This is a genomic window from Pseudoalteromonas sp. APC 3893, assembly GCF_030408095.1.
Taxonomy (GTDB): domain Bacteria; phylum Pseudomonadota; class Gammaproteobacteria; order Enterobacterales; family Alteromonadaceae; genus Pseudoalteromonas.
Genome location: NZ_JASDCD010000001.1, coordinates 90,315 through 115,780 on the forward strand (window position 1 = coordinate 90,315; position 25,466 = coordinate 115,780).

17 protein-coding genes and 7 tRNA genes are annotated in these 25,466 nt (G+C 38.8%); 13 read left to right on the forward strand and 11 right to left on the reverse strand.

Annotated features, from left to right (window positions below; translation table 11 throughout):
• Positions 1-50: 50 nt before the first annotated feature.
• The 4 genes from QMA12_RS00430 to folE2 all read right to left on the reverse strand — a co-directional run bounded on the left by QMA12_RS00430 (position 51) and on the right by folE2 (position 3,409).
• Positions 51-995: a cobalamin biosynthesis protein gene (locus QMA12_RS00430; RefSeq protein WP_290210095.1), complete on the reverse strand. Its 945-nt coding sequence runs from the start codon at positions 993-995 to the stop codon at positions 51-53.
• 1 nt (position 996) lies between these two features.
• Positions 997-1,704 carry a 5'-methylthioadenosine/S-adenosylhomocysteine nucleosidase gene (mtnN, locus tag QMA12_RS00435; protein WP_290210094.1) on the reverse strand — a complete coding sequence of 236 codons (708 nt, stop codon included), beginning with the start codon at positions 1,702-1,704 and terminating at the stop codon, positions 997-999.
• A 107-nt stretch (positions 1,705-1,811) separates the two neighbouring features.
• Positions 1,812-2,405: a DUF2726 domain-containing protein gene (locus QMA12_RS00440; RefSeq protein ID WP_290210093.1), complete on the reverse strand. Its 594-nt coding sequence runs from the start codon at positions 2,403-2,405 to the stop codon at positions 1,812-1,814.
• A gap of 83 nt (positions 2,406-2,488) precedes the next feature.
• Complete coding sequence (gene folE2, locus QMA12_RS00445; RefSeq protein WP_290210092.1) at positions 2,489-3,409, reverse strand: GTP cyclohydrolase FolE2; 921 nt, start codon at positions 3,407-3,409, stop codon at positions 2,489-2,491.
• A 381-nt stretch (positions 3,410-3,790) separates the two neighbouring features.
• Between folE2 and arcB the strand changes: the two genes are divergently transcribed.
• Complete coding sequence (arcB, locus tag QMA12_RS00450; protein ID WP_290210091.1) at positions 3,791-6,115, forward strand: aerobic respiration two-component sensor histidine kinase ArcB; 2,325 nt, start codon at positions 3,791-3,793, stop codon at positions 6,113-6,115.
• Between the two features lie 26 nt (positions 6,116-6,141).
• Here the strand turns inward: arcB and arcA are convergent, their stop codons facing one another.
• From arcA to trmB, 5 genes are all read right to left on the reverse strand, one after another.
• Complete coding sequence (gene arcA, locus QMA12_RS00455) at positions 6,142-6,858, reverse strand: two-component system response regulator ArcA (RefSeq protein ID WP_087532006.1); 717 nt, start codon at positions 6,856-6,858, stop codon at positions 6,142-6,144.
• 107 nt (positions 6,859-6,965) lie between these two features.
• Positions 6,966-7,490 (reverse strand): YfiR family protein, encoded by a 525-nt coding sequence (locus tag QMA12_RS00460; protein ID WP_087532007.1) that lies wholly within the window; start codon positions 7,488-7,490, stop codon positions 6,966-6,968.
• Entirely contained in the window at positions 7,487-9,112 is a 1,626-nt protein-coding gene (locus tag QMA12_RS00465) for an ATP-binding protein (protein WP_290210090.1), read from the reverse strand. Before QMA12_RS00465 ends, QMA12_RS00460 begins: the two co-directional genes overlap by 4 nt.
• Before the next feature lie 148 nt (positions 9,113-9,260).
• The gene (gene rsmC / locus QMA12_RS00470) at positions 9,261-10,286 is read right to left on the reverse strand and encodes a 16S rRNA (guanine(1207)-N(2))-methyltransferase RsmC (RefSeq protein WP_290210089.1); all 1,026 of its coding nucleotides are present in this window, start codon (positions 10,284-10,286) and stop codon (positions 9,261-9,263) included.
• A gap of 40 nt (positions 10,287-10,326) precedes the next feature.
• Positions 10,327-11,052: a tRNA (guanosine(46)-N7)-methyltransferase TrmB gene (gene trmB / locus QMA12_RS00475; RefSeq protein ID WP_087532010.1), complete on the reverse strand. Its 726-nt coding sequence runs from the start codon at positions 11,050-11,052 to the stop codon at positions 10,327-10,329.
• A gap of 161 nt (positions 11,053-11,213) precedes the next feature.
• Between trmB and mutY the strand changes: the two genes are divergently transcribed.
• Positions 11,214-12,293: an A/G-specific adenine glycosylase gene (gene mutY, locus QMA12_RS00480; RefSeq protein ID WP_290210141.1), complete on the forward strand. Its 1,080-nt coding sequence runs from the start codon at positions 11,214-11,216 to the stop codon at positions 12,291-12,293.
• A gap of 24 nt (positions 12,294-12,317) precedes the next feature.
• On the forward strand, positions 12,318-12,590 hold the full coding sequence (locus QMA12_RS00485; RefSeq protein WP_256827120.1) for an oxidative damage protection protein: 273 nt from the start codon (positions 12,318-12,320) through the stop codon (positions 12,588-12,590).
• A gap of 60 nt (positions 12,591-12,650) precedes the next feature.
• Here the strand turns inward: QMA12_RS00485 and QMA12_RS00490 are convergent, their stop codons facing one another.
• The gene (locus QMA12_RS00490; protein WP_290210088.1) at positions 12,651-15,431 is read right to left on the reverse strand and encodes a hybrid sensor histidine kinase/response regulator; all 2,781 of its coding nucleotides are present in this window, start codon (positions 15,429-15,431) and stop codon (positions 12,651-12,653) included.
• A gap of 463 nt (positions 15,432-15,894) precedes the next feature.
• Here QMA12_RS00490 and QMA12_RS00495 point away from each other — a divergent pair.
• The 10 genes from QMA12_RS00495 (at position 15,895) to QMA12_RS00540 (ending at position 23,130) form a co-directional block, all read left to right on the forward strand.
• Positions 15,895-15,970 (forward strand) — tRNA-Phe (locus QMA12_RS00495).
• A 68-nt stretch (positions 15,971-16,038) separates the two neighbouring features.
• Positions 16,039-16,114: transfer RNA gene (locus QMA12_RS00500), tRNA-Thr, on the forward strand.
• A gap of 132 nt (positions 16,115-16,246) precedes the next feature.
• Positions 16,247-16,322, forward strand: a tRNA-Phe gene (locus tag QMA12_RS00505).
• Positions 16,323-16,423: 101 nt separating this feature from the next.
• Positions 16,424-16,499, forward strand: a tRNA-Thr gene (locus QMA12_RS00510).
• Positions 16,500-16,630: 131 nt separating this feature from the next.
• A tRNA-Phe gene (locus tag QMA12_RS00515) sits at positions 16,631-16,706 on the forward strand.
• A 57-nt stretch (positions 16,707-16,763) separates the two neighbouring features.
• Positions 16,764-16,839, forward strand: a tRNA-Thr gene (locus tag QMA12_RS00520).
• A 135-nt stretch (positions 16,840-16,974) separates the two neighbouring features.
• Positions 16,975-17,050, forward strand: a tRNA-Phe gene (locus tag QMA12_RS00525).
• Between the two features lie 280 nt (positions 17,051-17,330).
• Complete coding sequence (locus tag QMA12_RS00530) at positions 17,331-18,737, forward strand: efflux transporter outer membrane subunit (RefSeq protein ID WP_290210087.1); 1,407 nt, start codon at positions 17,331-17,333, stop codon at positions 18,735-18,737.
• Between the two features lie 2 nt (positions 18,738-18,739).
• A complete protein-coding gene (locus tag QMA12_RS00535; RefSeq protein ID WP_290210086.1) occupies positions 18,740-20,053 on the forward strand; it encodes an efflux RND transporter periplasmic adaptor subunit in 1,314 nt (437 codons plus the stop codon).
• A complete protein-coding gene (locus tag QMA12_RS00540) occupies positions 20,050-23,130 on the forward strand; it encodes an efflux RND transporter permease subunit (RefSeq protein ID WP_087532016.1) in 3,081 nt (1,026 codons plus the stop codon). The genes QMA12_RS00535 and QMA12_RS00540 overlap by 4 nt, the downstream gene beginning before the upstream one ends.
• 114 nt (positions 23,131-23,244) lie before the next feature.
• On the opposite strand, the gene QMA12_RS00545 is transcribed toward QMA12_RS00540, so the two are convergent.
• Positions 23,245-25,284: a S9 family peptidase gene (locus QMA12_RS00545; RefSeq protein ID WP_290210085.1), complete on the reverse strand. Its 2,040-nt coding sequence runs from the start codon at positions 25,282-25,284 to the stop codon at positions 23,245-23,247.
• Positions 25,285-25,466 lie beyond the last annotated feature (182 nt).

A 25,466-nucleotide genomic window follows, 5' to 3' on the forward strand; every position in this document is an offset into this window, starting at 1 on the left:
CTAAGAATGAAAATTCAGTAATAGTACAAAACCAGCTTCGGCTGGTTTTTTTATATCGTTTTTATAATCTCAATACCAAGGATCACTAATAACCAAAATCCGCGAGCTTGATTTAATCGGTTTACAAGCACTGCTATATCTTCAGCTTTTGGTAGTCTGTCAGTACCTATACGCATTTTGTTAAAGCGTAGAGTTTGATACATTGCAGGTCCGCCAAGTTGCACGCCAACTGAGGCTGAGCAGGCACTGAGTAACCAACCTGAATTGCTTTGATAAAAGTGTCGGCCATAATGCTTTATATAACGAATACTTTGCTTTGTAGCTTTACTCATAGCAATTGTAAGCGTAAGCATGCGTATTGGCAGCCACTCGATAATAAATAAAAGTCCTGCAATAGGTTTTAAAAAAGTATTGTTGGGGGGAAGGTCGCTGCGCCAAGCTTGATGCATTAGGCTTAATAAATGATAACTTAAGGTCACCATAGCACCAAATACTAAATATATAAAAATGACTGTGAAATAATGGCGAGCAACTCTTAATGCAAATGTTTCCATCGCAGCTTTACATATTCCTGCACTTGAAAGCTTACTCACATCGCGTGCTACTAGTGGGCTAAGTAAATCGCGCGCGGTGGCTTTTTGATTTTGTTTAACTAAACGAGCAATACGTAACGCTTTTTTTTGTATATTTTGCCATTGCAAGCATATGTATAAAATTAAACCGGCGAGTAGCTCAGGATAATAAGCAAATTCTAGCAGCAATACCATAATAGTCATGATTACAAGAATCACTAAGCTGAAACATAATGTTGATGATAAGTAGTGATAGCTTTTAGGTTCTTTTTCACGGTATATCCGTTTACCTAACGGACGAAATACCGCCGTGAAAAATGTATTTGGATGATACCAGCTGCTTAAAGGTAAAAAGCGCTCAACCAGGAGCGCTAACAAAAACACAATAAAGTCCAAATGTTGTTGAACTAGATTGAGTAACACCTTATAAACTAACCGCTGTTAGTTTTTCAAGCAAAGCCACAACCATTTTAGAAGAGTTGACTGATGCCGTTTCTAAGTATTCTTCAAACGATTGCGGCGATTCTTTACCGGCTATGTCAGACATAGAACGAATAACCACAAAAGGGGTTTCTAAGCTATGACATACTTGAGCAATCGCAGCACCTTCCATTTCTACTGCAAGCATAGTTGGGAAATCAGCACGCGCTTTATCGATACGTACAGGGTCACACATAAATGAATCACCAGTACAAATTAAACCAACTAAGGTCTTAACGTCACTGATTTGAGCAATACTTTGCTCAGCCGCTTCAACCAGTTTAGGATGTGCTGAAAAACCAGCAGGCATTTGTGGAACTTGACCAATTTCATAGCCAAATGCAGTCACATCAACATCATGGTGGCGTACTTGTGATGAAATAACTACATCGCCCACACTTAATGAAGGATCAAAACCACCGGCAGAGCCTGTATTGATCACGCAATCGGGGTTAAAGTTATCAATCAATAATGTTGTTGCTATGGCTGATGCTACTTTACCAATACCTGATTGAACCAAAGTAACAGTGTTGCCAGCTAATTCACCCGTATAAAAAGTAAAACCTGCTTTTGTTAAAATTTGTGGATTTTGCATTGCTTCACGCAAAATTTTAACTTCTGGCTCCATTGCGCCAATAATACCAACATTCATAATTTTTGATTCCTCGAATTAGATGACTAGATTATACGTGAAGTTAGTACTAAAAAACAAAAATGCGAGCCTAAACTCGCATTTTTAAATATAATTTATTACTGCTGTTATATTTCTGCTAAAGCTGTTGAATGTGCTTTTGCTTGTGAAGGTGATAGTACAGCAGGTTTGGTTGCTCTACTGCGGGTAGGTCGAGGAGCTTGAGCTGCGGGTTTACCAAGTTTAAACATAATTGCATCACGGACTTCACTAGGGCGGTAGCCTGATTTTACTTTCATTCGAATATGAGGAATACCTGCGGCTTCTAATGCACCGTTTACGAACCAGTCACGTTGTGCTTTGTGGCCATCTTTATTTGCGTTGTTGACTAAATCTACAGCGGCCACAATCGTCAGCTTCTCTTTATCAATCAGTACAAAATCAAGTTGCTTATTTTTTGCCTTTGCTATAGCAGCACGTTTAGCTTTAACCGATAGGCCTTTCTTACAATCAATAATGTCGATTAGTTTCACACGACTAACGATTTTATATTGATCGCCTACAGCGCGCTCGAGCAAATTTAAAAAAGCACTTTCTACTTGAGTAAATACACTCTGCTTACGGGTGAAGGGATAAGGATTGCCGCCATCATCGGTGAATTTCGATGCAACAACAGAGGCCCCTACAACTAGCACTAAAATTGATAATAAAGCGAATTCCATACGGTAACTCCACAACAACAAATTGACACTTTGCTAGTAATAAGCAATTTATGTGCCTAGTTGATGTGGAGTTGTATATTAATTTAAGGTTGGTAACCGCCTTCAATACCTTTAACCGCGATTGCGAGCGCATCGTGTGCGTGCAAAGATTCATAATGGTTTATCTGTAGCCAGTAATCGGCGTACTGGGCATGCTCTAGTACTGCTTTTATTTTACGCGCAGCATCTTCGCAAAACATTAAATTTTGGCCATTTAAACGAGCAAACTCTTGTTCATCTTCACGCTTAACGGCCGCTTGTACTGGGGTTTTTAGCTCAGCTTCAAGAGTATCAATCAAACTTAAAATATCAAACTCAGTAATCGTATTATCAAGTTTGATTTTCACGTTTGCGATTGAACGCTGTGAGTGCGGAGTTGCAACAATACCGTCAGTACTGCCTAACCAAGCGACTACTTCTTCTTGGTTTAATGTTTGTTGGTCAAACTTCTCTACAAACGCGTTTTGTATTAGTTGACGTGCTAAAGCGGCAGAGCAAGGGCAAGTTGAAGAGTAGGTTACATCTAAACTAAGCTCAAAACTAAGTTGCCCGCGGTCAATTTTTGCCTCTAGTAGAATAGGGTAGTTTTTCCAGCCAACTTTACCACTAAGCAATGACTTTCTGCGTAGTGGTAGTTCAAATTTGAATTCTATTTTAGCTTGATCGCTTAAACCTTCGTGACTAGATATAAATGTATCTAGGGCTTGAGCAATTGTTTGCGGGTTAACTTGCTGCTCAGTAGAAAGTGTATCGAGTGCCAAAAACAAGCGCGACATATGAATGCCTTTTGCATCTTCTTTATGTAGATTAACAAAAGCGCGCGCTTTGGCATTTACATTTACAGGTGCAAGGCCACGAGATTCAAAAATAAATGGCAGCTCAATATCGGCCATACCAATCCAGTCTAATTTACCAGTTTGTAAGGCGGGAGCCGTATCTGCTATATCGGGCATATTGCTTTGCATGAAAAATCTCGTTATTGGCAATTGTAAAGCGCGGTATTTTACACGAATTAATTGAAAAAAACGTAGTAGATGAAAATTTTATGTTTTCGTCGCGGAAGATGAAAATTGCTAATGTAAAAATGCTAAAATAGGTTATCCAGAAAATGACCCTAACCGCCTTTTTAACGTGCTGAAAACCTTAACTATTAAAATAGCCATGGGTTTGACATTTTTAGCACCGATAAAAATGGTGTTATTTAGTTAATTTATATAAATGTTTGGTTTAGGCATTTTCATTTGTAGCTGTGGTGTCAGCTTCTTTTTTATATACTTATATTACTAGATTAAAGCATTGCTTAGTCTATTGATGTTAAAACCCATAGTCATGAGACAGATTTATATATGATCGATTCTTCTTTGAGCCCTTGGGCTCGAATGCTTTCAAGTTTAATCACTCGGTTTGGTGAGTTCAAAACGGCAGCGATTTGCTATGTGTTGCTGTTAGTTGTGTCATTGATATTAGCATGCATGTTTTATTATGTTGCAGTTGGCCATGTAGTGATTGTAGATGTACTTGCAATGTTGTTTTTCACTGCTGTTGTCTCGCCTATAATGATTAGTGTCATTATAAACTCGATTCGTCAACTTGATGCCTCATACGCATACCTTGATAGTGCAACTAAACAAGAGAAGCTATTAAACCAAACGTTAAAAGATAATATCACTCGGCTAAACGTTGAGATAGACGAACGTAAAATGGCTTTTCATGCTAAGCACCGCGCAATTGAAGAGCTTAGACGCGAAATAGCAGAGCGTAAGAAAACCCAGCAAGAGCTTGCCCAACAGGGAATGTTATTACGTTCTATTGTCGATTCATCTCCTGATTTATTTTATTACCGTGACAACAATGGGGTTTTCGCCGGATGTAATAAAATGTTTGAAAAAGTTATTGGCAAGCCGGCAACTGAATTAATTGGCAAAACCGCTGAGCAAATATACCCGCAACCTTATTTACCTGAGGTTCTTAGAACAGACAATAAAGTGGAAGAAACTCACCAAGCGCTCACCCTTGATGTAGAGTACCCGGTTGATAGTGAAAATCGCTGGTTTGAAATGCGTAAATTACCTTTTATTAACGATGAAGGGGAATACATCGGCTTGCTTGCTTTTGGCCGTGATATAACGAGCCGAAAAGAAGCAGCTCAAGCCCTTGAAACCGCTTATAAAGACAAGGGGAAATTTATTGCCACTTTAAGCCATGAGCTAAGAACGCCACTTAACGGTATTGTTGGTTTAACACGCATGTTACTCGACACTGAACTTGATAAACAGCAACGTAGCTGGTGTAGTACGGTTTTTTCAAGCGCCGAAACCTTGGGTAATATTTTCAACGATATTATTGATTTAGATAAAATTGACCGTGAGCAGCTGGATATTGTCACTACACCAATAAATGTCTCTGACTTTATAAATGATGTGGTAAATTTTGCGGGCTTGATCGCAGAAGAGAAAGGACTTGAATTTGAAATTGAGCGTAAAGGCATCTTAGATATTTATGCTTCGCTAGATCCTACTCGTTTACGCCAAGTTGTTTGGAATTTAATTAATAATGCCGTTAAGTTTACTCAGCAAGGGAGAGTAGAATTATCTTGTATTAGAGAGAATCGCGCTGACGGTACGTGGTTAGTGATGAAGGTTACCGATACTGGCCAAGGAATACCGCAAGAGCAATTACAGCGTATCTTTGATATGTACTATAAAGCGCCTGACTTAAATGGCACAAATGCTATTGGTTCAGGAATTGGCCTGGCAGTAACCAAAGCACTCGTAACGGCAATGAGTGGGAAAATTCGAGTAAGTAGTACTGAAGGTGAGGGTAGTAGTTTTGTCGTTGAGATACCATTGGCTTTATGTGTTGCGCCAACAGAACAAAGTTATGCTGGGCGTAGTTTAAATATTCTGTTAGTTGAAGATGTGCCGTTAAACGCTGAAATTGCCACTAATTTACTTGAGCAGCGTGGTCATGAGGTTATTTGGGCTGAAACAGGTGAAGATGCTTTATCATTTGTTGAAACTGAGGATGACCTTGATTTAGTTTTATTAGATATGCAATTGCCAGATATTAATGGTGATGAAGTTGCAAGACAAATTCGCGCCGATAGCTATTTTGATAAATTACCTATAGTAGCGTTAACGGCAAATGTACGTAGTGCCGAGGAAGAGCTAGAAGGAATCTCCATCCAAGGAGCACTCGCCAAACCAATCAATACCACTAAACTTGATAAAATACTCGCAGAGTTATTTGATATTAAACAAGCTCGGCAATGTGATGAAACGCGCTTAGCGGTATCTGCGCAGGATTGTTTAAATATAAATGTAGAACTACTCGATGTTGAAACTATTGAAGACTTTGTCAATTCAATGGGAATAGATGTATTCAAGCGTAGCAGTAATTTGTTTGCCAAACTAAATCCACAGTATCAGCAAGAATTAGTGAGCTCATTAGCGCAAGGTGATAGAGAAGAATATAAATCGGTCGCACATAAGCTTAAAGGAGCTGCAGGTTCGGTTGGTCTTAATGACGTGCAGCTGCATGCTAAAATGATGGAGCATGGGGCACTTGAGCAAAATGATGGGGAGTTACAACAATGGTTGATAGAACTTACAGATAAAATAAATGAAGGACAACAAGCCCTTCATTTATTCTTACAGCAGTTAGAGAAGTAACTGCTGTAGGTTAACCAACAATATTATTAGCTGTCGATTTTACCGATGAATCTATAACCTTCACCGTGAATGGTGCTGATCAATTCAGAGGTGCTGTTGTCGCTTTCAAAATGTTTACGAATACGGCGAATAGTCACATCCACAGTACGGTCATTAGCACGTAGCTCACGACCCGTCATATGTTTAATTAACTGTTCACGACTAAAAATGCGACCTGGAGAATCAAGCATTAAACGTAGTGCTCTGTATTCACCTTTAGGAAGACGTTTAGCATCGCCGTTTGGGGATGTTAAACAACGGCTATTTTCGTCAAGCTCCCAGCCATTAAACGTAATAACACCATTTGTTTCGATATTAGCTTCCTCACCGCCAAGAGCAGTACGAGAAATTAAGTTACGAGCACGAATGGTTAGTTCACGTGGATTAAAGGGCTTAGTGATATAGTCGTCCGCACCAATTTCTAGGCCTAAAATACGGTCTACATCATTATCACGACCAGTTAGGAAAATAAGCCCAACGTTACGCTTTTGACGCAACTCACGTGCTAAAATTAGCCCGTTTTTGCCTGGTAGGTTGATATCCATAACTACAAGATTCACATCATCATTATTTGTAAGCTTGTCATGCATGTCATCGCCATCTATGGCTTCAATAACTTTATAACCTTCAGCTTCAAATAAACTAACGAGGTTTAGTCGAGTTACGTCTTCATCCTCTACAATCAGAATGACTGGCGTTTGCATTATTAATTAACCTTTTTCGGAATATTTTATTTACAATTAATTCGGTATTGTATTATAAAACCGAATACAGAGATTATAGGAGTATATCCATTTGTTAACAAGTAAAATCAATTTGGATAAAACTTTGAAACAGCTAATAACCGAGATTGCATTTTAAAACTACTACGCAATAACTGCTGTTTATTGATATACAGTCGGATTTTATTCCCTTCTTGGATCAAAGCGGCAATCCCGCCTTTTTCTAAAAAACTGATACTCTCACCAACTGTTAAGGTGTCTGACGAAATGGTATCGATCCAAAGTGGAATTATATCATCTTCTTCTGTTTCATCAATGTATGTGATATCACAAAAGCGAGAAAGTTCAGAAATTTGCTGTTTTTTATCTATTAAAATTATTTTGATGGCTTTATCGTTAACACTTAATGATGGAGTGCTGTTTAAAATCGCTCCCACCCCTAGCTTTAAGTCATAAAAACAAAAGGTCATAGCGTGGTTTTTGTCAGCTTTTGCAAACTCAACAAACTTACTAATTTGATATAAAAATGCAGATTTAACCTGCTCAGGAGACTTTGCTAAAATGCTAAATGGAGCAAAAATTATTATGCTAAGTAACATCAGCTTTAATTTCATTTTATGTTGGCCTGCTCATTCGGCAGGGTGATTATAAATCGAGCCCCTGTAGTTTCTTGTTCATCGTAGTGTACATTGCCGCCTAATGCTTGTGTAACTAAGTTATACACTAAATGCATACCCAGGCCGCTGCCTCCCTCGCCGCGTTTAGTTGTTACAAATGGGTCAAAAATTCGCTTTTTAATTGTTTTATCAACGCCAATACCATTATCAAGATAATTAATAATTAAACTGCTTTCATTACGTTCTATTGTGAATTCAATTTTATTGCCGATATCATCTTTAAAACCGTGGATGACAGAGTTGCTGATAAGCTGCTGTAACACTTGTTGAAGTGGGCCTACTTTAGTTTCAAAAATGAGTTCAGATGGACAATGAATAATAACCTCTGGGGCCTTTTCTTGCATTTCAGTACGCATGGATAACAGTACATCTGAGATCAGATTTTTTACGTTTATTAACGAATTCAGTTCACCATCTTGGTTTACCGCTACTTTTTTAAAGCTAGAGACAAGCTCTGCAGCTCTGTTTAAGTTGCGGTAAATTAAATCAAGGTTTTCTATACCATCATCTATAAAGCGTTTTAACTGGCTTGAGGTGAGTGTTTTGTTTTCAAACCCTGAATTAATTTCAGCAAGTTTATCTCGTAATAGAGTGGAACCTGTGATGCCCAGACCGATGGGAGTATTAACTTCATGGGCGACACCTGCAACCATTTGACCAAGTGAAGCCATTTTTTCACTTTCAACGATTTGATTTTGATATTGATGCATGCGCTCAAGTGTATTTAATAGCTCTTGATTCGCTTCTCTAAGTGCAATTGTCCGCTGATTTACTTTTTCTTCTAGACTTTGGTTTAGCTGTTTAATTTCGAGTTTATCATTCTTATGCCGCTCAATTTGGTTTTGCGTTCGCGTGAGCATAATATTTAAGCTACTAGCAAGAGTGTTTATTTCAGTAATGTTCGTTTTTGGTGCGCGGGCATTGTAATTGTGATTTTTAGAAACATCTTGCAGTAACATGCTTAATTCATCGATTGGGTTTGCAATACGTTTTTGGATACGCTTAGCTACAAAATACACTAGGACTAAAACAAATAGAGTTAGTAATATATCTATCAGTATTTTTTTATTTATATAGTCGTTAAGACGCTCTAGCCCGCCACGAATATAAACATAACCTTTAATTTCACCTTCATAGAGTATAGGCTTTATCAGTTCGACTTGATCGCCTGTAATTTTAGCTTCTTTTAACTGCTCGATACTATCTACACGAAGTGGTACAGGTGGCGTTTTTTTTGCGTTAAAACTGGTAAAGAACACAGCTTTATTCGATATTTCATCAATTGAGTAGATATGTATATTCTTAACTAGTGGAATGGTTTCAAAGGACTTAAGTCGTTGCTCTTCCGTTTCTATATCATCAAATAAAACGGTAATTTGGGCGTTAAATGCAACAATTTCAGCAAGGATAGTAAGTTTATTTATGATTAATTGTTTTTGCTCTTTAACATCAAGATAAGTTGAAATCGAAATAGACAATGACAAACAAAGAGCCGTAACAAACATCACTGCACTGATCAACGCTTTTCGAATACTTGTTTGTGGTAGAGATTTAGGCATTTTTTATTATAGCCTGATATTCATCATAGTGACTTCGTTTTCTAAGTCTAGCAAACGCAACGAAAAGTGACGAAGAAATATCAAATAATTGTCACTTTTTGTGTATTTACTTTAAAAACGGGGTCTATATGTTTAAGTAGGACTTTATTTAGCTACTATAAACTGCAAATTTATTGTTTTTATGAACTGTTTGATACTCACCAAATTGAGACTCTAAAATAGGTGGGTATTTTAAAAAGCAATTCGCAACAATTGTCAGTTTGCCCGATTTAGTTAAGTGTTGTTTTGCATTACTTAAAAACTGCTCTGCAATCGTATAATCAGTTGCAATACCCGTATGAAATGGTGGGTTAGAAATAATTAAATCAAATTTGCCATTAATACTAGTAAGGCCGTCACTAAGCACAGCTTTACCATTTATATTATTAAGCGCTAGAGTTTGTGTTGTGGCATAAGCTGCAAGCGCACTTACATCTGAGCAAACAAAGGATAGGGCTATATTTTTAAGGCCTAGAAATGTAGCTATTAAACCTGCGCCGCAACCAAAATCGAGCACTTGGCCACTTTTAACATTTGGTGCGTTTTCTAGTAGCATTTTAGTTCCGGCATCAAGTTCACCGTGATTAAATACTCCGGGGATACTAATTGCGTTAAACTGCGTTCCTGCTACTTCAACAGTGAATTGCTTGTGATACCGGCTAATACTGAACTCTGCTAGTTGTGCAATACCAGAGAATAAATAGAGTGCGCAGTGGCGAGCACTATCAATTTTACGGCCAAATTCGCAATGATTAGTAAATTGTTTTTCTATCGACTTTACGCCACTTTTATTCTCGCCAACAACCAGTAAATCAGCATCAGGGTTGAGAACTGCACGAATATTATCCAACGTCATTAATGCTTCAGGCTTTGATTTTGGATAATAGTAAATTACTAAATCAAATTGTTGCTTTGCTATTTCATGGCTTATACAAACATCAATGCCGTTGATGTTTTTAGCAAATTGACCATTGGCATGGTTGTAACTAAAAGCGGTTATTTTACTGTTTGGGTTTAAACTTTTAAGTTGAGATAAAAAGCCATCTTGCACAAAATTGACCACCAAAATAGATTCAGCATTGAGTGATTCACTATTTCTCAGTAGTAATGAACTTGGGTTAGTTAATGCGCTCATAAATGGCTTTACCTTAAGTGTTGTTTAATAAGTTACTGGTTTAGCTAATGCGTTCAAACATTAAGTCCCAAACACCATGGCCTAAACGATGGCCGCGTTGCTCAAATTTAGTCAGCGGACGTAAATCAGGACGAGGCACATAATCATTGCTTTGCGATTGGTTTTTATAGTGCTCAGCAGCTTGCATTACTTCAAGCATGTGCTCAGCGTAGTTTTCCCAATCTGTTGCCATGTGAAAAACACCACCAATTTTTAATTTACTGCGTAAGCTTTCAACAAATGCAGGTTGCACAATACGACGCTTATGGTGACGCTTTTTATGCCATGGATCAGGGAAAAACAACTGCAACTTACTAAGGCTGCCATCAGCTATACAGTCTTTGAGTACCTCAACCGCATCATGTTCAAAAACACGTAAGTTGGTTACACCAGCTTCATCTGCGTCCATCAAACATGCACCAACACCTGGGCGATGTACCTCGATACCAATAAAGTTTAAGTGCGGTGCGTTTTTAGCCATTTCAACTAATGACTTACCCATACCAAAGCCGATTTCTAAAACAACATCATTGTCATTACCAAATACTTGAGCTAAATCAAGCATGCCGTTTTGGTGCTCAAGGCCCATTGTTGACCAGCACTTTTCAATTGCTGCTGCTTGTCCTTTGGTTAAACGACCTTCACGTTTAACAAAGCTACGAATTGTACGAATATATTTACCTTCTTGCTTTGCTTGCTCAAGGTTATCGTTACTTGAATCACTCATATATTTTGGCCTGATGAAAACAACATGTTTAAAATGGTGGCGTATTATCCCTGACCGTGGGCTTGATCACAAGGCTTTATCCTTTGTGTATGTTTAGAACTTGATATTTTAACTCACTGCAATAGACTGCTCGCTATCAAGGGTCGAGTTATAAAGTAGTTATTTTGAAGTTAAACAACACTGATGCAAGTTGGTTTTCAGGGCAGGTAGTTGATTGGTATCAATTACATGGGCGTAAAACCTTACCATGGCAATTGAATAAAACACCTTATAAAGTCTGGGTGTCTGAGGTAATGCTACAACAAACTCAAGTTGTGACCGTTATTCCTTATTTTGAAAAATTTATGGCAAGTTTCCCTGATATTATCGCTTTAGCGAATGCAGATGAAGATATTGTACTGCATCATTGGACTGGGCTGGGTTATTACGCAAGAGCGCGTAATTTACATAAAACAGCCAAAATAGTGCGCGACCAATACGATGGTGAGTTTCCAACAAATATTGAACAAGTAATCGCATTACCAGGAATAGGGCGCTCTACAGCTGGCGCCGTTTTGTCTTTATCCCTTGGCCAGCATCACCCAATTTTAGATGGCAATGTAAAGCGTGTCTTGGCTCGCTATTTTATGGTTGAAGGTTGGTACGGAGTTAAAAAAGTAGAGAATCAACTATGGCAATTAACAGAACAGTTGACTCCTGTAGATAATGTCACTGAGTTTAATCAGGCAATGATGGATTTAGGTGCAAGCTTATGCTCCCGTAGCAAGTTTGAATGTGAACCTTGCCCCCTGAACAGTCGTTGTAAGGCATTTAATAATTCAGTCGTTAAGCAGTTCCCTCATTCAAAACCTAAAAAAGCCGTTCCTAAAAAAAGCTGTCATCAGTTGATCATTCAATGTGATGACCAAGTATTAATGGAAAAAAGGCCTAACTCTGGTATTTGGGGTGGTTTGTTTAGCTTTTTTGAATTTGAACAAAAGGAACAACTTGATGTTTTTATTGCACAGCAGGGGCTTGAGCTGACTACCACACAAGTGGAACCGTTTACTCATGTGTTTTCGCATTTTGAATTAACTATTAATCCTCATGTGCTTAAGGTTAGTAAAATGCCTGATGTAGTTAATGAGCGTCAGCTTGTTTGGTATCCGTTAGATCAGTCCATTGAGGTCGGTTTAGCAGCACCAACTAAAAAGCTGGTTAAACAAATTAGCACAATGGTTTACACTAGAGATAAGTCTTAAACGCATATTAAGAAGAGATCAATTATGGCACGTACAGTATTTTGTCAAAAGTTACAAAAAGAAGCCGAAGGCCTTGGCTTTCAATTATACCCAGGTGAGCTTGGTGAAAAGATTTTCAATAATATTTCAAAAGAAGCATGGGGTCAGTGGCAGCATAAGCAGACTATGCTAATTAATGAAAAACATCTAAACATGATGGACCCAGAGCATCGCACATTTTTGGAAGAGCAGATGGTTGGCTTTTTGTTTGAAGATAAAGAGGTTGAAATCGAAGGCTACCGTCCGCCGGAAAAATAAGTTCAGAATAAATAAAAGGGCGATGCCGCCCTTTTATGTGTATTAGCAGGAGTAAAAAAACTAAAAGCTACTTTCCTCTTGTTCATCTGCTTTTTCTATTTGCTCTTTGAGAAATTGCGCTACTCTTGAATATTCGATTTCTAAAATATCTCTTTGCTCTATTAGCTCATCACTCGATAATCCTTCTAAATTACAGTGCTCTTCAAAATCCGCAGCTAATTTACTAATCTGTTCAGCTCCAATCGTTTTAGAAATTGATTTTAACTGGTGGCAGGCTTGTGCAATACCTTGATAGTCTGTAACCATAACAGCACTGTTTATTTCTTTAGTTAAGTTATTACTTTGTTCTAAGTACATTTTAAAAAAGCGGATTTGTTTAGCTTCATCGTTGTTTACGTATTTAGCTAGCATTTCTAAATTAACTGGGGCTGCAGGCCTTTCGCCGAGCTCGCTCACAGACACAGTACCTTGCTGACTTTTTTGAGCCCACTTCTCTAAAATAGCTTCTAAAGTATTTAATTCCACAGGCTTAGTAATAAAATCATTAATACCTGCATTTAAACAGCGTTCTTTTTCGCCTTTAAGGGCATTCGCTGTGATCGCTATTATATATGGCTGTGCATTAATATCATCAAGTAATGAAGCTTCTTCTCTGATTGTTTCGACCATATCGTAGCCTGACATTTTAGGCATATGTAAATCAGTAAGAATGAGTGAGTAGCGTTCTTTTCGCCATTTTTGCAAGCCTTGTTCACCGTTTTCAGCGACTTCAACACCAAAGCCTAGCAAATGCAATTGATCGGTTAGTACTTGTTGGTTTAAGAGGTTATCTTCAACAAGTAAAATGAGTCTATTTTCCTCTCTAGCCTGTTCTACGTTTAGGTAGTTATTTAGAGTTTTAACGGGTTTCACTTGTTTAGGTTTATGAAGTCCAGCAGCTACAAGTAATGACATCATAAAGTTAGATTTGCACAATGGTGTAGCATTAAGATAAAAAATATTTTTATGGTTAATTGCTGCTTCATCTAGCTTACTTAGTACAACAACCTGTTGGTTATGATCTTCTAGAGTGTATATTAGGCGACGTAGTAATGAATTAGTTTTTTCTATCGAATCAACACCATCAAGAACCCAGACAATACCAAAACTCTCTTGGTGCTGCTCTATCTCATCAAGAGTACCCGCTTGAAGTGTTTTAGCTCCCACAAACGATAGGTAACGTGATAACGTTTGCTTTCTCGTACTATTTTCGCTTATTAAAACTACAAGTTGATCTTTTAATGTATTTTTATGTGCGTACTTAATTGTTCCTTCGGTGCTAAAAGGTAATTCAACAACAAATTCACTGCCAATGCCTAAATCGCTTGTAACATTAATAGTACCAAGCATGAGCTCGGTTAAACTTTTACAAATTGAAAGGCCAAGCCCCGTGCCACCATATTCTCGAGTGATAGAATTTTCAGCTTGAATAAATGGGTTAAAAATCTCACGTAATTGTGCTTGGCTCATACCTTTTCCATTATCACTGACGATAAAACGTAGAGTGAAATGATCTGTCGTGTTTTGAGCTACTTCAACGGCTATACGAACATGGCCACGACGGTTTTCATCGGTGCTAGTGAATTTAATAGCATTACTACATAAGTTGTACAGTACTTGGCGCACTCTCATGGTATCGCCAATTAAGTTTGTTGGAATATCTGGGGCAATTGCTAGTTCTAAATCGAGCTGACGTTTTTTGGCAACCGATGATAAAACTCTGGCTACTTCTTCAATAGTGTCAGAAACTGAAAATGGAGTTGGATCTATATTGAGCCTACCAGCTTCAATTTTAGAAAAATCTAATATGTCATCTAAAATACCTAATAATGAAAAAGCAGATTCACGAATAATGGTGCTTAGTCTATGCTGAGCACCATCAAGCTCTGTTTGCCTTAATAGATCTATTGTGCCAATTACACCATTCATTGGCGTGCGTATCTCATGACTCATTGTTGCTAAAAAAGTAGTTTTAGAATCACTTGCTTGTTCAGCTCTCAATGTTGCTTTCTCAAGTTGCATAGTTCGTTTTTGAACTTCTATCTCTAAGCCATTTTGCAGGCTTTGCAATTTGGATTGTGTTGCTTGATTACTAACAATCGCGTTTTGTACTTGCTTGAGGAGTTTATTTATATTTATTGCAACTGCTTTCATTCCTAAATCTAACTGCTCTTTTACTTGTGATTCATAGTTAGATGATTGACAAATTGTATCGATTTCTGAAGCGAGATAGTCGCTACTTCTTTTTATTCGTTTGTTTAGAAAAGCATTAATATAGAAGGCAAATAAAAACAAGCTAAAAAATGTTAACCCTGAAAATACGTAAGTAAGTAGCATTGAATCTGCTATAGCTGAAGCTGAGCTATTTCTATCTTTAATTATTAATTCTCCAATAGGTTGGTCATTCAAAACTAATTGCTTATGGATAATTGCTTTATTTTGAATAAATGTGTCCAGCTTTAAAGGTTTGATAGCAGGCTTATGACTTGAATAAATGAGTTGGGGTGCACTTAATGATGTATACCTATATAAGTAATATTCAAATCGGTTATTTAGCTTTGAGCTTAAAACTAATAGTTGCTCTGCTTTGTTCTGCCCAGGTTTACTTAGAGCGATGACTAACTGCTTGTCTAAATTATCAGCTAGCTCGCTTAAGTCAGTAGTGCTCTTGACTTGAAAGTTATTAATTTGTTTTTTCGGGTAGAAGTAGTAGGCAGCTAAAGCTAATGTTATTGCCACAATATTTGTAAATATAATAAGTGGTAACAAGCCCTTAACCGGCGAAGAAAATTTACTGTGCATTTATTTTCCAATTTTAATGTAGTAGCTACAAACCAATCAGCAGCTTATTTACTTGCAATCAATCCTAACATTTACTGAAATAATTCACTACGTTATGTACATAATATTGCAATATTTACTGTTTTAGATAATAAAGGGATTTAATTACCTATTAGCAATTATAAGGACTTAATCTTAATCACATATATTTGATGCAAAAAGCAGCGTTTAATATGTTTATTACCCACATTGCTGTAAAACTGTGCAAACAGTGGGGCGGGATAAAAAAAAAGTTGACTTGCAGGGGCAAAACCAGTTTAATACGCCGCACGCCCAGATAGCTAAGTCAGCAGAGCATCTAGGGAAGAGTATTAAAAATCCTATATGATTTTTAATTAGAGCTGAAGTTTCCTTGGTAGCTTAGTCAGTAGAGTGGTAGGAAATGTACTGAAAATCCTATATGATTTATAGGTAAATTGAATTTGCCTCGATAGCTCAGTCGGTAGAGCAGAGGATTGAAAATCCTCGTGTCCGTGGTTCGATTCCGCGTCGAGGCACCATTATTATTGTAATAATGTTTAAATATACTTAAATGTTGTTACGCGTGCCAAAGCACATGATTTAGTGTGCCGACTTAGCTCAGCTGGTAGAGCAACTGACTTGTAATCAGTAGGTCAACCGTTCGACTCGGTTAGTCGGCACCATTTATTTTAGATAATTTGAACAGAGCAACTGACTTGTAATCAGTAATTCATTTAAGTTATCCGTTCGACTCGATTAGTCGGCACCATTTATTTAGGTTAAATGTTTTAAACATTTAATTAGCACTATTAAGTGCCTCGATAGCTCAGTCGGTAGAGCAGAGGATTGAAAATCCTCGTGTCCGTGGTTCGATTCCGCGTCGAGGCACCATTTATTTGAAAAGGCTTCGCAATAGCGAGGCTTTTTTAATAAAAAAATTTAAGTTAATCAATCTTTAAAATTGATATGTGCCATAGCACACAGTTTAGTGTGCCGACTTAGCTCAGCTGGTAGAGCAACTGACTTGTAATCAGTAGGTCAACCGTTCGACTCGGTTAGTCGGCACCATTTATTTTAGATAACTTGAACAGAGCAACTGACTTGTAATCAGTAATTCATTCAGGTTATCCGTTCGACTCCGGTTAGTCGGCACCATTTATTTAGTTAATAGTTGCTACTGTTAACAAGCACTATTTAGTGCCTCGATAGCTCAGTCGGTAGAGCAGAGGATTGAAAATCCTCGTGTCCGTGGTTCGATTCCGCGTCGAGGCACCATTTATTAAAGTTAATCAATCTTTAAAATTGATACGTGCCTAGCACACAGTTTAGTGTGCCGACTTAGCTCAGCTGGTAGAGCAACTGACTTGTAATCAGTAGGTCAACCGTTCGACTCGGTTAGTCGGCACCATTTATTTTAGATAATTTGAAAAGAACAACTGACTTGTAATCAGTAACTTATTCAGGTTATCCGTTCGACTCGGTGAGTCGGCACCATTTATTTAGATTTATTGTTAATTTAGCAGTAAATCAGCACAGTTGATGTGCCTCGATAGCTCAGTCGGTAGAGCAGAGGATTGAAAATCCTCGTGTCCGTGGTTCGATTCCGCGTCGAGGCACCATTTATAATAAAGCCCTGCACTCGCAGGGCTTTTTTGTTTTTGAAATAATTTGTTATTTAGATAATAAAGTTTGCCTTCTACTTGGCAGTGATTTTTAATTCTAGCACCTAGCACCTAGCACCTAGCACCTAGCACCTTTCACTTTTAACCTTTCATCTTATTAATCCTGCACTTTAACGTACTGTATGCTAAGAATTTGTAATGTTATGTAAAGTCAGTTGAGCAAATAGGAATTGAATGCTTGAATTACACTTAGTAATCGATGTATTCAGGGTTAAACATGAACTGGCAATTAAAGCCGAGTATTGTTGCATTATCTGTGTTGTTTATCGGAGCATGTACAACACAACCTACTCAACAAGAGCGTGTGCAGCAGCTCGAAACGCTGCCAACTAATTGGCAGCAAAATTCTAACGAAAACATAGTTGATGCAGTTGCTAATGATTGGTTACAACAATTAGACAATCCACAAGTATTTGCATTAGTAGAGCAGGCGCTTGCGCATAATCAAGCAATTTTACAGCAGGGCTATGATGTCGCAATAAAACAACAGCAGTTACTCGCAACGGGGGCAGCGCTTTGGCCAAGCCTAGATTTATCAGCAAGTACAAATCGTAGTAAAGATAATCGTCCTGTTAGTTATAACAATGCAAGCTCGGCTAATATTTCACTAAGTTATGAAGTGGATTTGTGGGGTAAGTTATCGGCGGCTGAACGCCAAGCAAATTTGGAGTATTTAGCACAAAAGGCCAGCTATGAGCAGTCACGCCAACAGCTTGTTGCGGATGTAGTTAGTGGCTGGTTTAATGTGATTACTGCGCAGCAATTGCTCGATCTTTATAAACAAAGAGAAAAAATTGCTCTACAGAACCTCTCGATTATTGAGTCAGGTTACCGCCAAGGCTTAAATGAAGCATTAGACGTATATTTAACCCGCAATGAATTAAATACTGAGCGCTCAAATATTGCCGAACAACAAGCAACATTAACTGAAGCAATTCGCACTCTTGAACGTTTAACCGGTGAATACCCTAAAGGTGCTTTAACTGTAGATGCCGATTTACCTTTACTTGACCAACCAATTCCGAAAGGTTTACCGTCAGAGCTTATTACTCGTAAACCAAGTTTAATGGCTAGTTGGTATCAATTATTAAGCACTGATACTGGTTTAGCATATGCTCACAAACAGCGTTTTCCTAGCTTAAATTTGTCAGCGTCAATTGGTGATAGTACTGATAGGGTTAGTGATTTATTTTCGCCTTCAAGTTTAGCGTGGTCACTGGTTGGTAGCATTGCGATGCCTATTTTTGATGGTGGACGCTTAGCTGCGAATGAAGAGCAAGCTAGATTAACGGTGAAACGTCAAGAGCAAGTGTATCTTGAGTCTTTATATGATGCGTTTAACGATGTTGAAAATGCGATTACGCAAGAGCAGTCATTACAGCAGCGATATACGAAAACACTCGAAGCACAAACCAACGCGATTTCTGCCGAACAGCTATCATTTGAGCAATATCAAAGTGGGTTAGTCGACTATACCACTGTACTTGATGCACAAGATCGCTCCTTCACTGCTCAAAACTCAGTGATCAATATCAAAAACCAATTAATATTAAATAGAATAAAGTTACATATTGCCCTTGGTGGCGATTTTTCCGAGCCTAACCAAGAGCCAGAAGAGCAATAATTATGAACAGTAAACTTCGTAAATTTTTAATCCCAACTATTATTATCGCAGCGACCGCGACACTTATTGTGATTATCAAGGACAACCCACCAGAAACTCGACGATTTGGCTCAGCGCCAAAAGCAAATGTGACTGTTGCTGTTTCTCATCTACAAGCGCAACCTTATCAAATTATGATCAATAGTTTTGGCACGGTAAAACCGCGAACGCAAAGCATGTTGGTGTCACAAGCCTCGGGGCAAATTATTAAAATTAGCGAGCAATTTCGTGAAGGTGGCTTTTTTGAAAAAGGCGATGTGCTGCTTGAATTAGATGATAGAGATCATCGTGCAGAAGTTAAATCTGCCCAAGCTAATTTATTAAGTGCACAACAAGCTTTATTAGAAGAAGAAGCGCGTGGTAATCAAGCGCAAACAGATTGGCAACGCTTAGGCAATGGTGAACAAGCCAGTTCATTAGTACTGCGTAAACCACAATTAGCTGCAGCGCAAGCTGAGGTGTTATCAGCACAAGCACAACTAGAAAAAGCTGAGCTTGATTTAGAACGCACTAAAATCAGTGCACCTTATGCAGGTAGAGTTTTAAGCCGCACTGTTGATTTAGGCCAAGTGGTAAGTAATAACACTGAGCTTGCTTCTATTTATGCTATTGATAGTGTAGAAATCCGTTTGCCAATTAAAAACAAAGATTTACCTTTTATCAAATTACCTGAGCAGTTTCGTGATGGTGTGAGTAATGAGCAAGGATCACCTGTTGTTTTTCGTTCTGATCTGGTTGGCTCACAGCAATGGCAAGGCCAAATAGTTCGTACTGAAGGTGCTATAGATTCATCTGCTCAGCAGCTTTATGTGGTTGGGCAAATTCACGACCCATATAAAGCAACTGCAAATAATCAATACCCAATCAAAATAGGTCAATATGTAACTGCACAAGTAAAAGGTGTTGAGGTTCAAGATGCTATTGTTATTCCTAATAGTGCTATTTACCAAGGCAGTTATGTTTATATTGAAGAGCAGGGTATTTTAAAACGCAAAGACATTAGTTTGAGATGGCAAAATGCGAATGATGCAATTATTGCTTTAGGTGTTAGTGCGGGTGACAACTTAGTTATAACTCCGCTTGGTCAAGTCAGCTCAGGTACACAAGTAAATATTATGGGTGAACAAGCTTATCAAAGTACCCGTGGTCAAAAGCAAGCTAGAGGTGAACGACCAAGTAAAGAAAAGTTAGAAGCAATGGCTAAAGAGCAAGGTATCTCAGTTCAAGAGCTAATGAAACAGCGTCGCCAAGCTCGCGACCAAGGAGCTGGGCAATGATCGCTTGGTTTACTAAAAACCATGTAGCCGCCAATTTATTACTTATTAGTATTGTATTGTCGGGGCTATTTAGTTTATCGACCCAAATCCCTTTAGAGGTTTTCCCTTCGTTTGAAACGGATCGTATCAGCGTCAAAGTCACTCTACGTGGTTCAACCCCGGAAGATGTTGAAAAGGGTGTCACTATTCGTATTGAAGAAGCAGTGCAAGACTTGGAAGGAATTGAGCAAATTTCAAGTAGCTCTTCTGAGGGGTCATCATCGGTCAATATTGAAATCGAAACTGGTTATGATGCTCGTGACTTATTGGCTGATATAAAAAGCCGAGTTGATGCTATAAATACCTTTCCTGTAGACGCAGAAAAGCCAGTAGTAGCACTTGCTCAGCGTATACGTGAAGTTATAGCGGTAACAGTTTCGAGTGAATATGGTGAAAAAGAAACCCTCGAATATGCTGAAAAAGTACGTGATGACTTACTGCGTATTCCATTAATAACGCAAGTTGAGTTAAGCGGTGTTCGTGATTACGAAATCGCAGTTGAGGTAAGCCAAGATGTACTACGCCAATATGATTTAAGCCTTGCGCAAATATCATCTGCTATTTCTCGCTCAAGTACCGATGTCTCTGCGGGTAACTTAAAAACTGAAGGTGGTGAAGTACTTATTCGCTCAAAAGGCCAAGCCTATCGCAAAGATGAGTTTGCTCAAATCGTAGTTAAACAGCAATCTGACGGCACTATTATTCGCTTAGGCGACATTGCTAGTATTACTGATGATTTTGAAGAAACCCCAGTGCGCACCCGCTTTAATGGTAAGCAAGCTGCATTTATCGACGTTTATCGTATTGGGCCGCAAAGTGCGATTGATGTGGCTGATGCAGTAAAGGACTATATTAATGAACAACAAACAAGCCTACCGCAAGGTTTTCAGCTCAGTTACTGGGATGATGATTCGCAAGTTGTAAAAGGGCGTATTGCCACTTTAACAACCAATGCGATTCAAGGTGGTATTTTAGTGCTGGCGTTACTGACGTTATTTTTACGCCCAGCCATAGCAATATGGGTGTTTGTTGGTATTCCGGTATCGTTCATGGGCGCATTTTTAGCGATGCCTTTGTTTGGTGTTACGCTAAATATAATGAGCTTATTCGGGTTTATCTTAGTGCTGGGTATTGTTGTTGATGATGCGATTGTCACCGGCGAAAATGTTTATACTCATTTAAAAACCGCAGAGTCTGGTGAGCAAGCTGCTATTCGAGGTACGCAAGAAGTAGCGACACCGGTAACTTTTGGTGTGTTAACAACCGTCGCTGCATTTCTACCGCTGGCATTTATCGAAGGCGGACGTGGTGCTTTGTTTGCGCAAATTCCCGTAGTGGTTATCCCGGTATTACTATTCTCATTAATTGAATCTAAGTTCGTTTTACCAGCGCATTTAAAATACATCAAACTGCGTAACCAAAAATCAGAGCCTTCAAAGCTAGAGCGTTTACAGCAGCGTTTTGCCGATGGCTTTGAAACGGCGATTATGAAGTATTATCAACCAGTACTTAATTTAGCACTAAAAAATAAGTTAGCTACAGTAAGCGCATTTATTGGTATATTTTTAGTGATTTTAACACTGATATCGAGCGGATGGACTAAGTTTGTTTTCTTCCCGCGCATCCCGAGTGAGACTGTACGTGCCAACGTTACTTTCCCAGCGGGTACACCTTTTGATGTGACTAATAAATATATTGTGCTTATGGCAGACAAAGCCAAAGAGTTACAAGATAAGTACCGTGATGAAGATGGCGAAAGTGTTATCTTGAATATTTTGGCAAGTACCGGTGGTCGAGGAGGCACATCAAATACTGGCTCTGTACGTTTTGAAATTACGCCAGCAGAAGAGCGCGAATCTAATATTGGCTCGCAGCAGTTATCGAGCGAATGGCGGGACTTGATTGGTGTGATCCCAGGGGCAGAAACAATTACTTTTAGAGCTGAGATTGGCCGTAGTTCAAATCCAATTGATGTTCAGCTCTCTGGTAGCACAATTGAGACATTAGAAACCGTCGCTGAAAAAATTAAAGAGCGTTTAGCAACCTACCCAACGGTATTTGAAATTGCAGATAGTTTGTCAGACGGTAAAGAAGAGCTGCAAGTTGAACTGACCGATCAAGGTTTAGCGCTGGGTTTAAACCGTACTGATGTATTACAGCAAATCCGCAATTCGTTCTTTGGTTCTCAAGCGCAACGTATTCAACGTGGTCGTGATGATGTACGTGTAATGGTAAGGCTACCACTTGAAGAGCGTCGTTCAGTAGCAGATTTAACTGATATACTTATTGATTTACCAGGTGGTGGCACAGTGCCATTATCACATGTTGCTACGCTCAAAACAGGTGAGAGCCCATCGAGTATTCGCCGTATCGATCGCTACCGTACTTTAAATGTTACCGCTGATGTTGAGAAGAACAACACCAATATGACGGTTCTTCAAGCGGATCTTAAAGGTTACTTAGACGAGCTTGTGCAACAGTACCCTGGTGTTAATTATACCTTAGAAGGTGAGGCGAAAGAGCAACGAGAGTCGTTTGGTTCACTGGCGTGGGGCTTGTTGTTTGTATTCTTTATTATTTACGCATTACTCGCGATCCCGTTTAAGTCTTACTTACAGCCATTGATAGTAATGAGTGTGATCCCATTCGGTATGATAGGTGCGGTAATGGGGCATTGGATCATGGGCATGGACTTAACCATTATGAGTCTACTCGGCATGTTAGCGCTTGTTGGTGTGGTCGTGAACGATTCATTGGTATTGGTTGATTATGTAAACAAAAAGCGCAGTGAAGGTGGTGACTTACTCGAAGCTGTAAAGCGCGCTGGTGCGGCACGTTTTCGCCCTGTAATGCTAACGAGCTTAACGACCTTCATCGGTCTAATGCCATTATTATTTGAAAAAGCCACACAAGCGCAGTTTTTAATACCGATGGCAGTTAGCCTTGGCTTTGGTATTATCTTTGCGACTTTCATAACTTTGTTACTGGTGCCTGTAAACTATATGTTGATGGAGCGCTTTCAAGGTTGGTTTAAATAGCTTTCAAGGTTAGTTTAAATAGCTTTAAAGCTTTGGAGTAATTCCAACAAAGCTTAGATATAAAAATGCCGCAATTAAGCGGCATTTTTTGTATTTATATTTTAATAAACAGATTTATTTCTTATATCGTTCAAACCAAGCTAACGTGTGCTCTACTTTAGAGATCATACGAGATGGGCGCCCTGCAATACCATGGGGTGAGCCAGGAACACGAATAAGAACCGTGTCTACTTTTTGTAACTTGAGAGCTTGATAGAATTGCTCAGACTCTGAAATAGGCGTTCGGCGGTCTTCTTCTCCTGTCATAAGTAAAGCAGGTGTTGTAACGTTTCCTACTAATGACAAAGGAGAACGTTGCCAATAATGATCAACATGATCCCAAGGCATACCAGGGAATTGATTGCGAATTTGGCCGATATAACTGTCAGCCGTTAACGTTTTACTCAGCCAATTAATGACCGGTTTGGTGATTGCAGCGGCGTTAAATCGATCGGTTAAGCCAATTGCGTAAGCAGCAGCGATACCGCCTGCAGAGCCACCTGCTATAAATAAGTTTTCTTCATCAATAAACCCTTTGGCTATCATGGCATCAACCGCTGAATCATGATCGGCAAAGTCTTCTTTTGAGCTATATTTTCCATCGAGTAATAAAGCAAAATCTTTACCATAACTAGTAGAACCACGGTAATTTACATACACCACAACATAACCTTCACTGGCGTATCGTTGTAGTTCAGCTGTGAAACTAGGTCCGTAAGCGAGGTGTGGGCCACCGTGGATTTCAAGTAATAATGGGTACTTTTTGGTTTTATCGAAATTAGGAGGGGTAATATACCAACCTTGAATATTTTCGTTATCAAATGAAGACTTAACATTTAACTCATGAACTTCACCCAATTGCTTATGGCCGAGTAAGTCTTCATTTAAAGCGGTTAAAGTTTTGCTTTTTCCTTTATATAAGTACGCTAAATCAGCCGGACGCTGACTACTGCCTTTGGTATATGCAACTGCGCCATTTTTTGCGAGGCTAAAGCTACCACTAATATACGGGCGACCGATAGAAGTTCCCGATAGCGAATCCACAAGATCGGTTACTTTACCTTTGGATGATAACTTTGCCAGCTTGCGCTTACCAAAATCGTCATATTGAATAACAAAGTCACCTTTGCCTGACCATTTATAATCAGCAACGGAACGGTCAAAATCATTACTTATATTGGCAATTTTTTTATTACTTTTAGTGATGACATTGAGTTGGTAATTTACGTAGGGAACAGGGGCGTTATCACGAGCAAGAAACGCAATTTTTTTACCATTAGCCGAATACGTAGGGCGAAACTCTCGGCCAGGCAATTGAGTTAACTGGGTATAAGTACCTTGATTAATATCAACTTCATATAAATCTGATTCAGTGGTGCGATATTCCCAATCCACATGTTGATCGGATGAAAAAGCGAGTTTGCTATCATTAGGAGACCATGCAAGTGGCCCATAATGCTGATAATTGCCCGTTGTTAATTGCCTTGCTGTGCCACCATTTGCTGGCACCACAAATACATGACGATAGGCTGGTTCTAAATAGCCAGAACCATCCGCTTGGTAGCGGGCTTTTTCATAAACCTTGACGGGTTTTGACCACATAGCCCCTTTAGGCTTTTTAGGTAATTTAACTGACTTAACAAAGTCTGTTTTACCAGCAGGTACATTCATCGTAAATGCGATGTTATTGCCATTATTAGACCAGCTTAAACTGCGTATTGATTTTGGCAGCTGCGTTAATAATGCTAATTTGTCTTGTTCTAACCAATAAACGTACAGTTGATTACTCCCGCTCCTGTTGGAAGTAAATGCGATTTTTTTAGAGTCAGGAGACCATGTAGGTTGCCCGTAACTATGCTCATCAGCGAGCAATGGGTAATGTTGATTTAGCTTTACATCGTACATCCAAATACTGCGTTTTGCAGTATCTTGCATGATGTCATAACCACTTCTTAGGTAGATAATTTTCTTACCGTCAGGGCTTATTTGCGGGCTGTTAACATACTCTAGCTGGAAAATGTCTTCGGCTGTAAAAGTGTCACTTGCATAAAGTTGCACGGAGTAAGATGCACAGAGCAGCGCCGAGCTTAAGGTTAGTAATGCATTTAATTTCATAGTTTTTCATTTTTTGTATAATAAAACATCATCCTAAGATGCAAAAATTTCTTGAGCAAGAGAATTGAGATTAATAAGCTCATCATTAAGTTAAATTGCAATACATACAAAACAGTTAATGACGATATTTAGGGGTATATATAGAAAGGGTCGTTTAGCGTTTAGTTAAAGATAGGCACTAC

What these genes read in the sequence shown, in the direction of transcription:
- trmB (WP_087532010.1), bottom strand. Translation starts at nt 11,052, where the DNA reads ATGAGTGATTCAAGTAACGATAACCTTGAGCAAGCAAAGCAAGAAGGT.
- QMA12_RS00460 (WP_087532007.1), bottom strand. Translation starts at nt 7,490, where the DNA reads ATGAAATTAAAGCTGATGTTACTTAGCATAATAATTTTTGCTCCATTT.
- QMA12_RS00440 (WP_290210093.1), bottom strand. Translation starts at nt 2,405, where the DNA reads ATGGAATTCGCTTTATTATCAATTTTAGTGCTAGTTGTAGGGGCCTCT.
- arcA (WP_087532006.1), bottom strand. Translation starts at nt 6,858, where the DNA reads ATGCAAACGCCAGTCATTCTGATTGTAGAGGATGAAGACGTAACTCGA.
- QMA12_RS00545 (WP_290210085.1), bottom strand. Translation starts at nt 25,284, where the DNA reads ATGAAATTAAATGCATTACTAACCTTAAGCTCGGCGCTGCTCTGTGCA.
- QMA12_RS00540 (WP_087532016.1), top strand. Translation starts at nt 20,050, where the DNA reads ATGATCGCTTGGTTTACTAAAAACCATGTAGCCGCCAATTTATTACTT.
- QMA12_RS00530 (WP_290210087.1), top strand. Translation starts at nt 17,331, where the DNA reads ATGAACTGGCAATTAAAGCCGAGTATTGTTGCATTATCTGTGTTGTTT.
- folE2 (WP_290210092.1), bottom strand. Translation starts at nt 3,409, where the DNA reads ATGCAAAGCAATATGCCCGATATAGCAGATACGGCTCCCGCCTTACAA.
- arcB (WP_290210091.1), top strand. Translation starts at nt 3,791, where the DNA reads ATGATCGATTCTTCTTTGAGCCCTTGGGCTCGAATGCTTTCAAGTTTA.
- QMA12_RS00465 (WP_290210090.1), bottom strand. Translation starts at nt 9,112, where the DNA reads ATGCCTAAATCTCTACCACAAACAAGTATTCGAAAAGCGTTGATCAGT.
- rsmC (WP_290210089.1), bottom strand. Translation starts at nt 10,286, where the DNA reads ATGAGCGCATTAACTAACCCAAGTTCATTACTACTGAGAAATAGTGAA.
- QMA12_RS00535 (WP_290210086.1), top strand. Translation starts at nt 18,740, where the DNA reads ATGAACAGTAAACTTCGTAAATTTTTAATCCCAACTATTATTATCGCA.
- QMA12_RS00490 (WP_290210088.1), bottom strand. Translation starts at nt 15,431, where the DNA reads ATGCACAGTAAATTTTCTTCGCCGGTTAAGGGCTTGTTACCACTTATT.
- mtnN (WP_290210094.1), bottom strand. Translation starts at nt 1,704, where the DNA reads ATGAATGTTGGTATTATTGGCGCAATGGAGCCAGAAGTTAAAATTTTG.
- QMA12_RS00485 (WP_256827120.1), top strand. Translation starts at nt 12,318, where the DNA reads ATGGCACGTACAGTATTTTGTCAAAAGTTACAAAAAGAAGCCGAAGGC.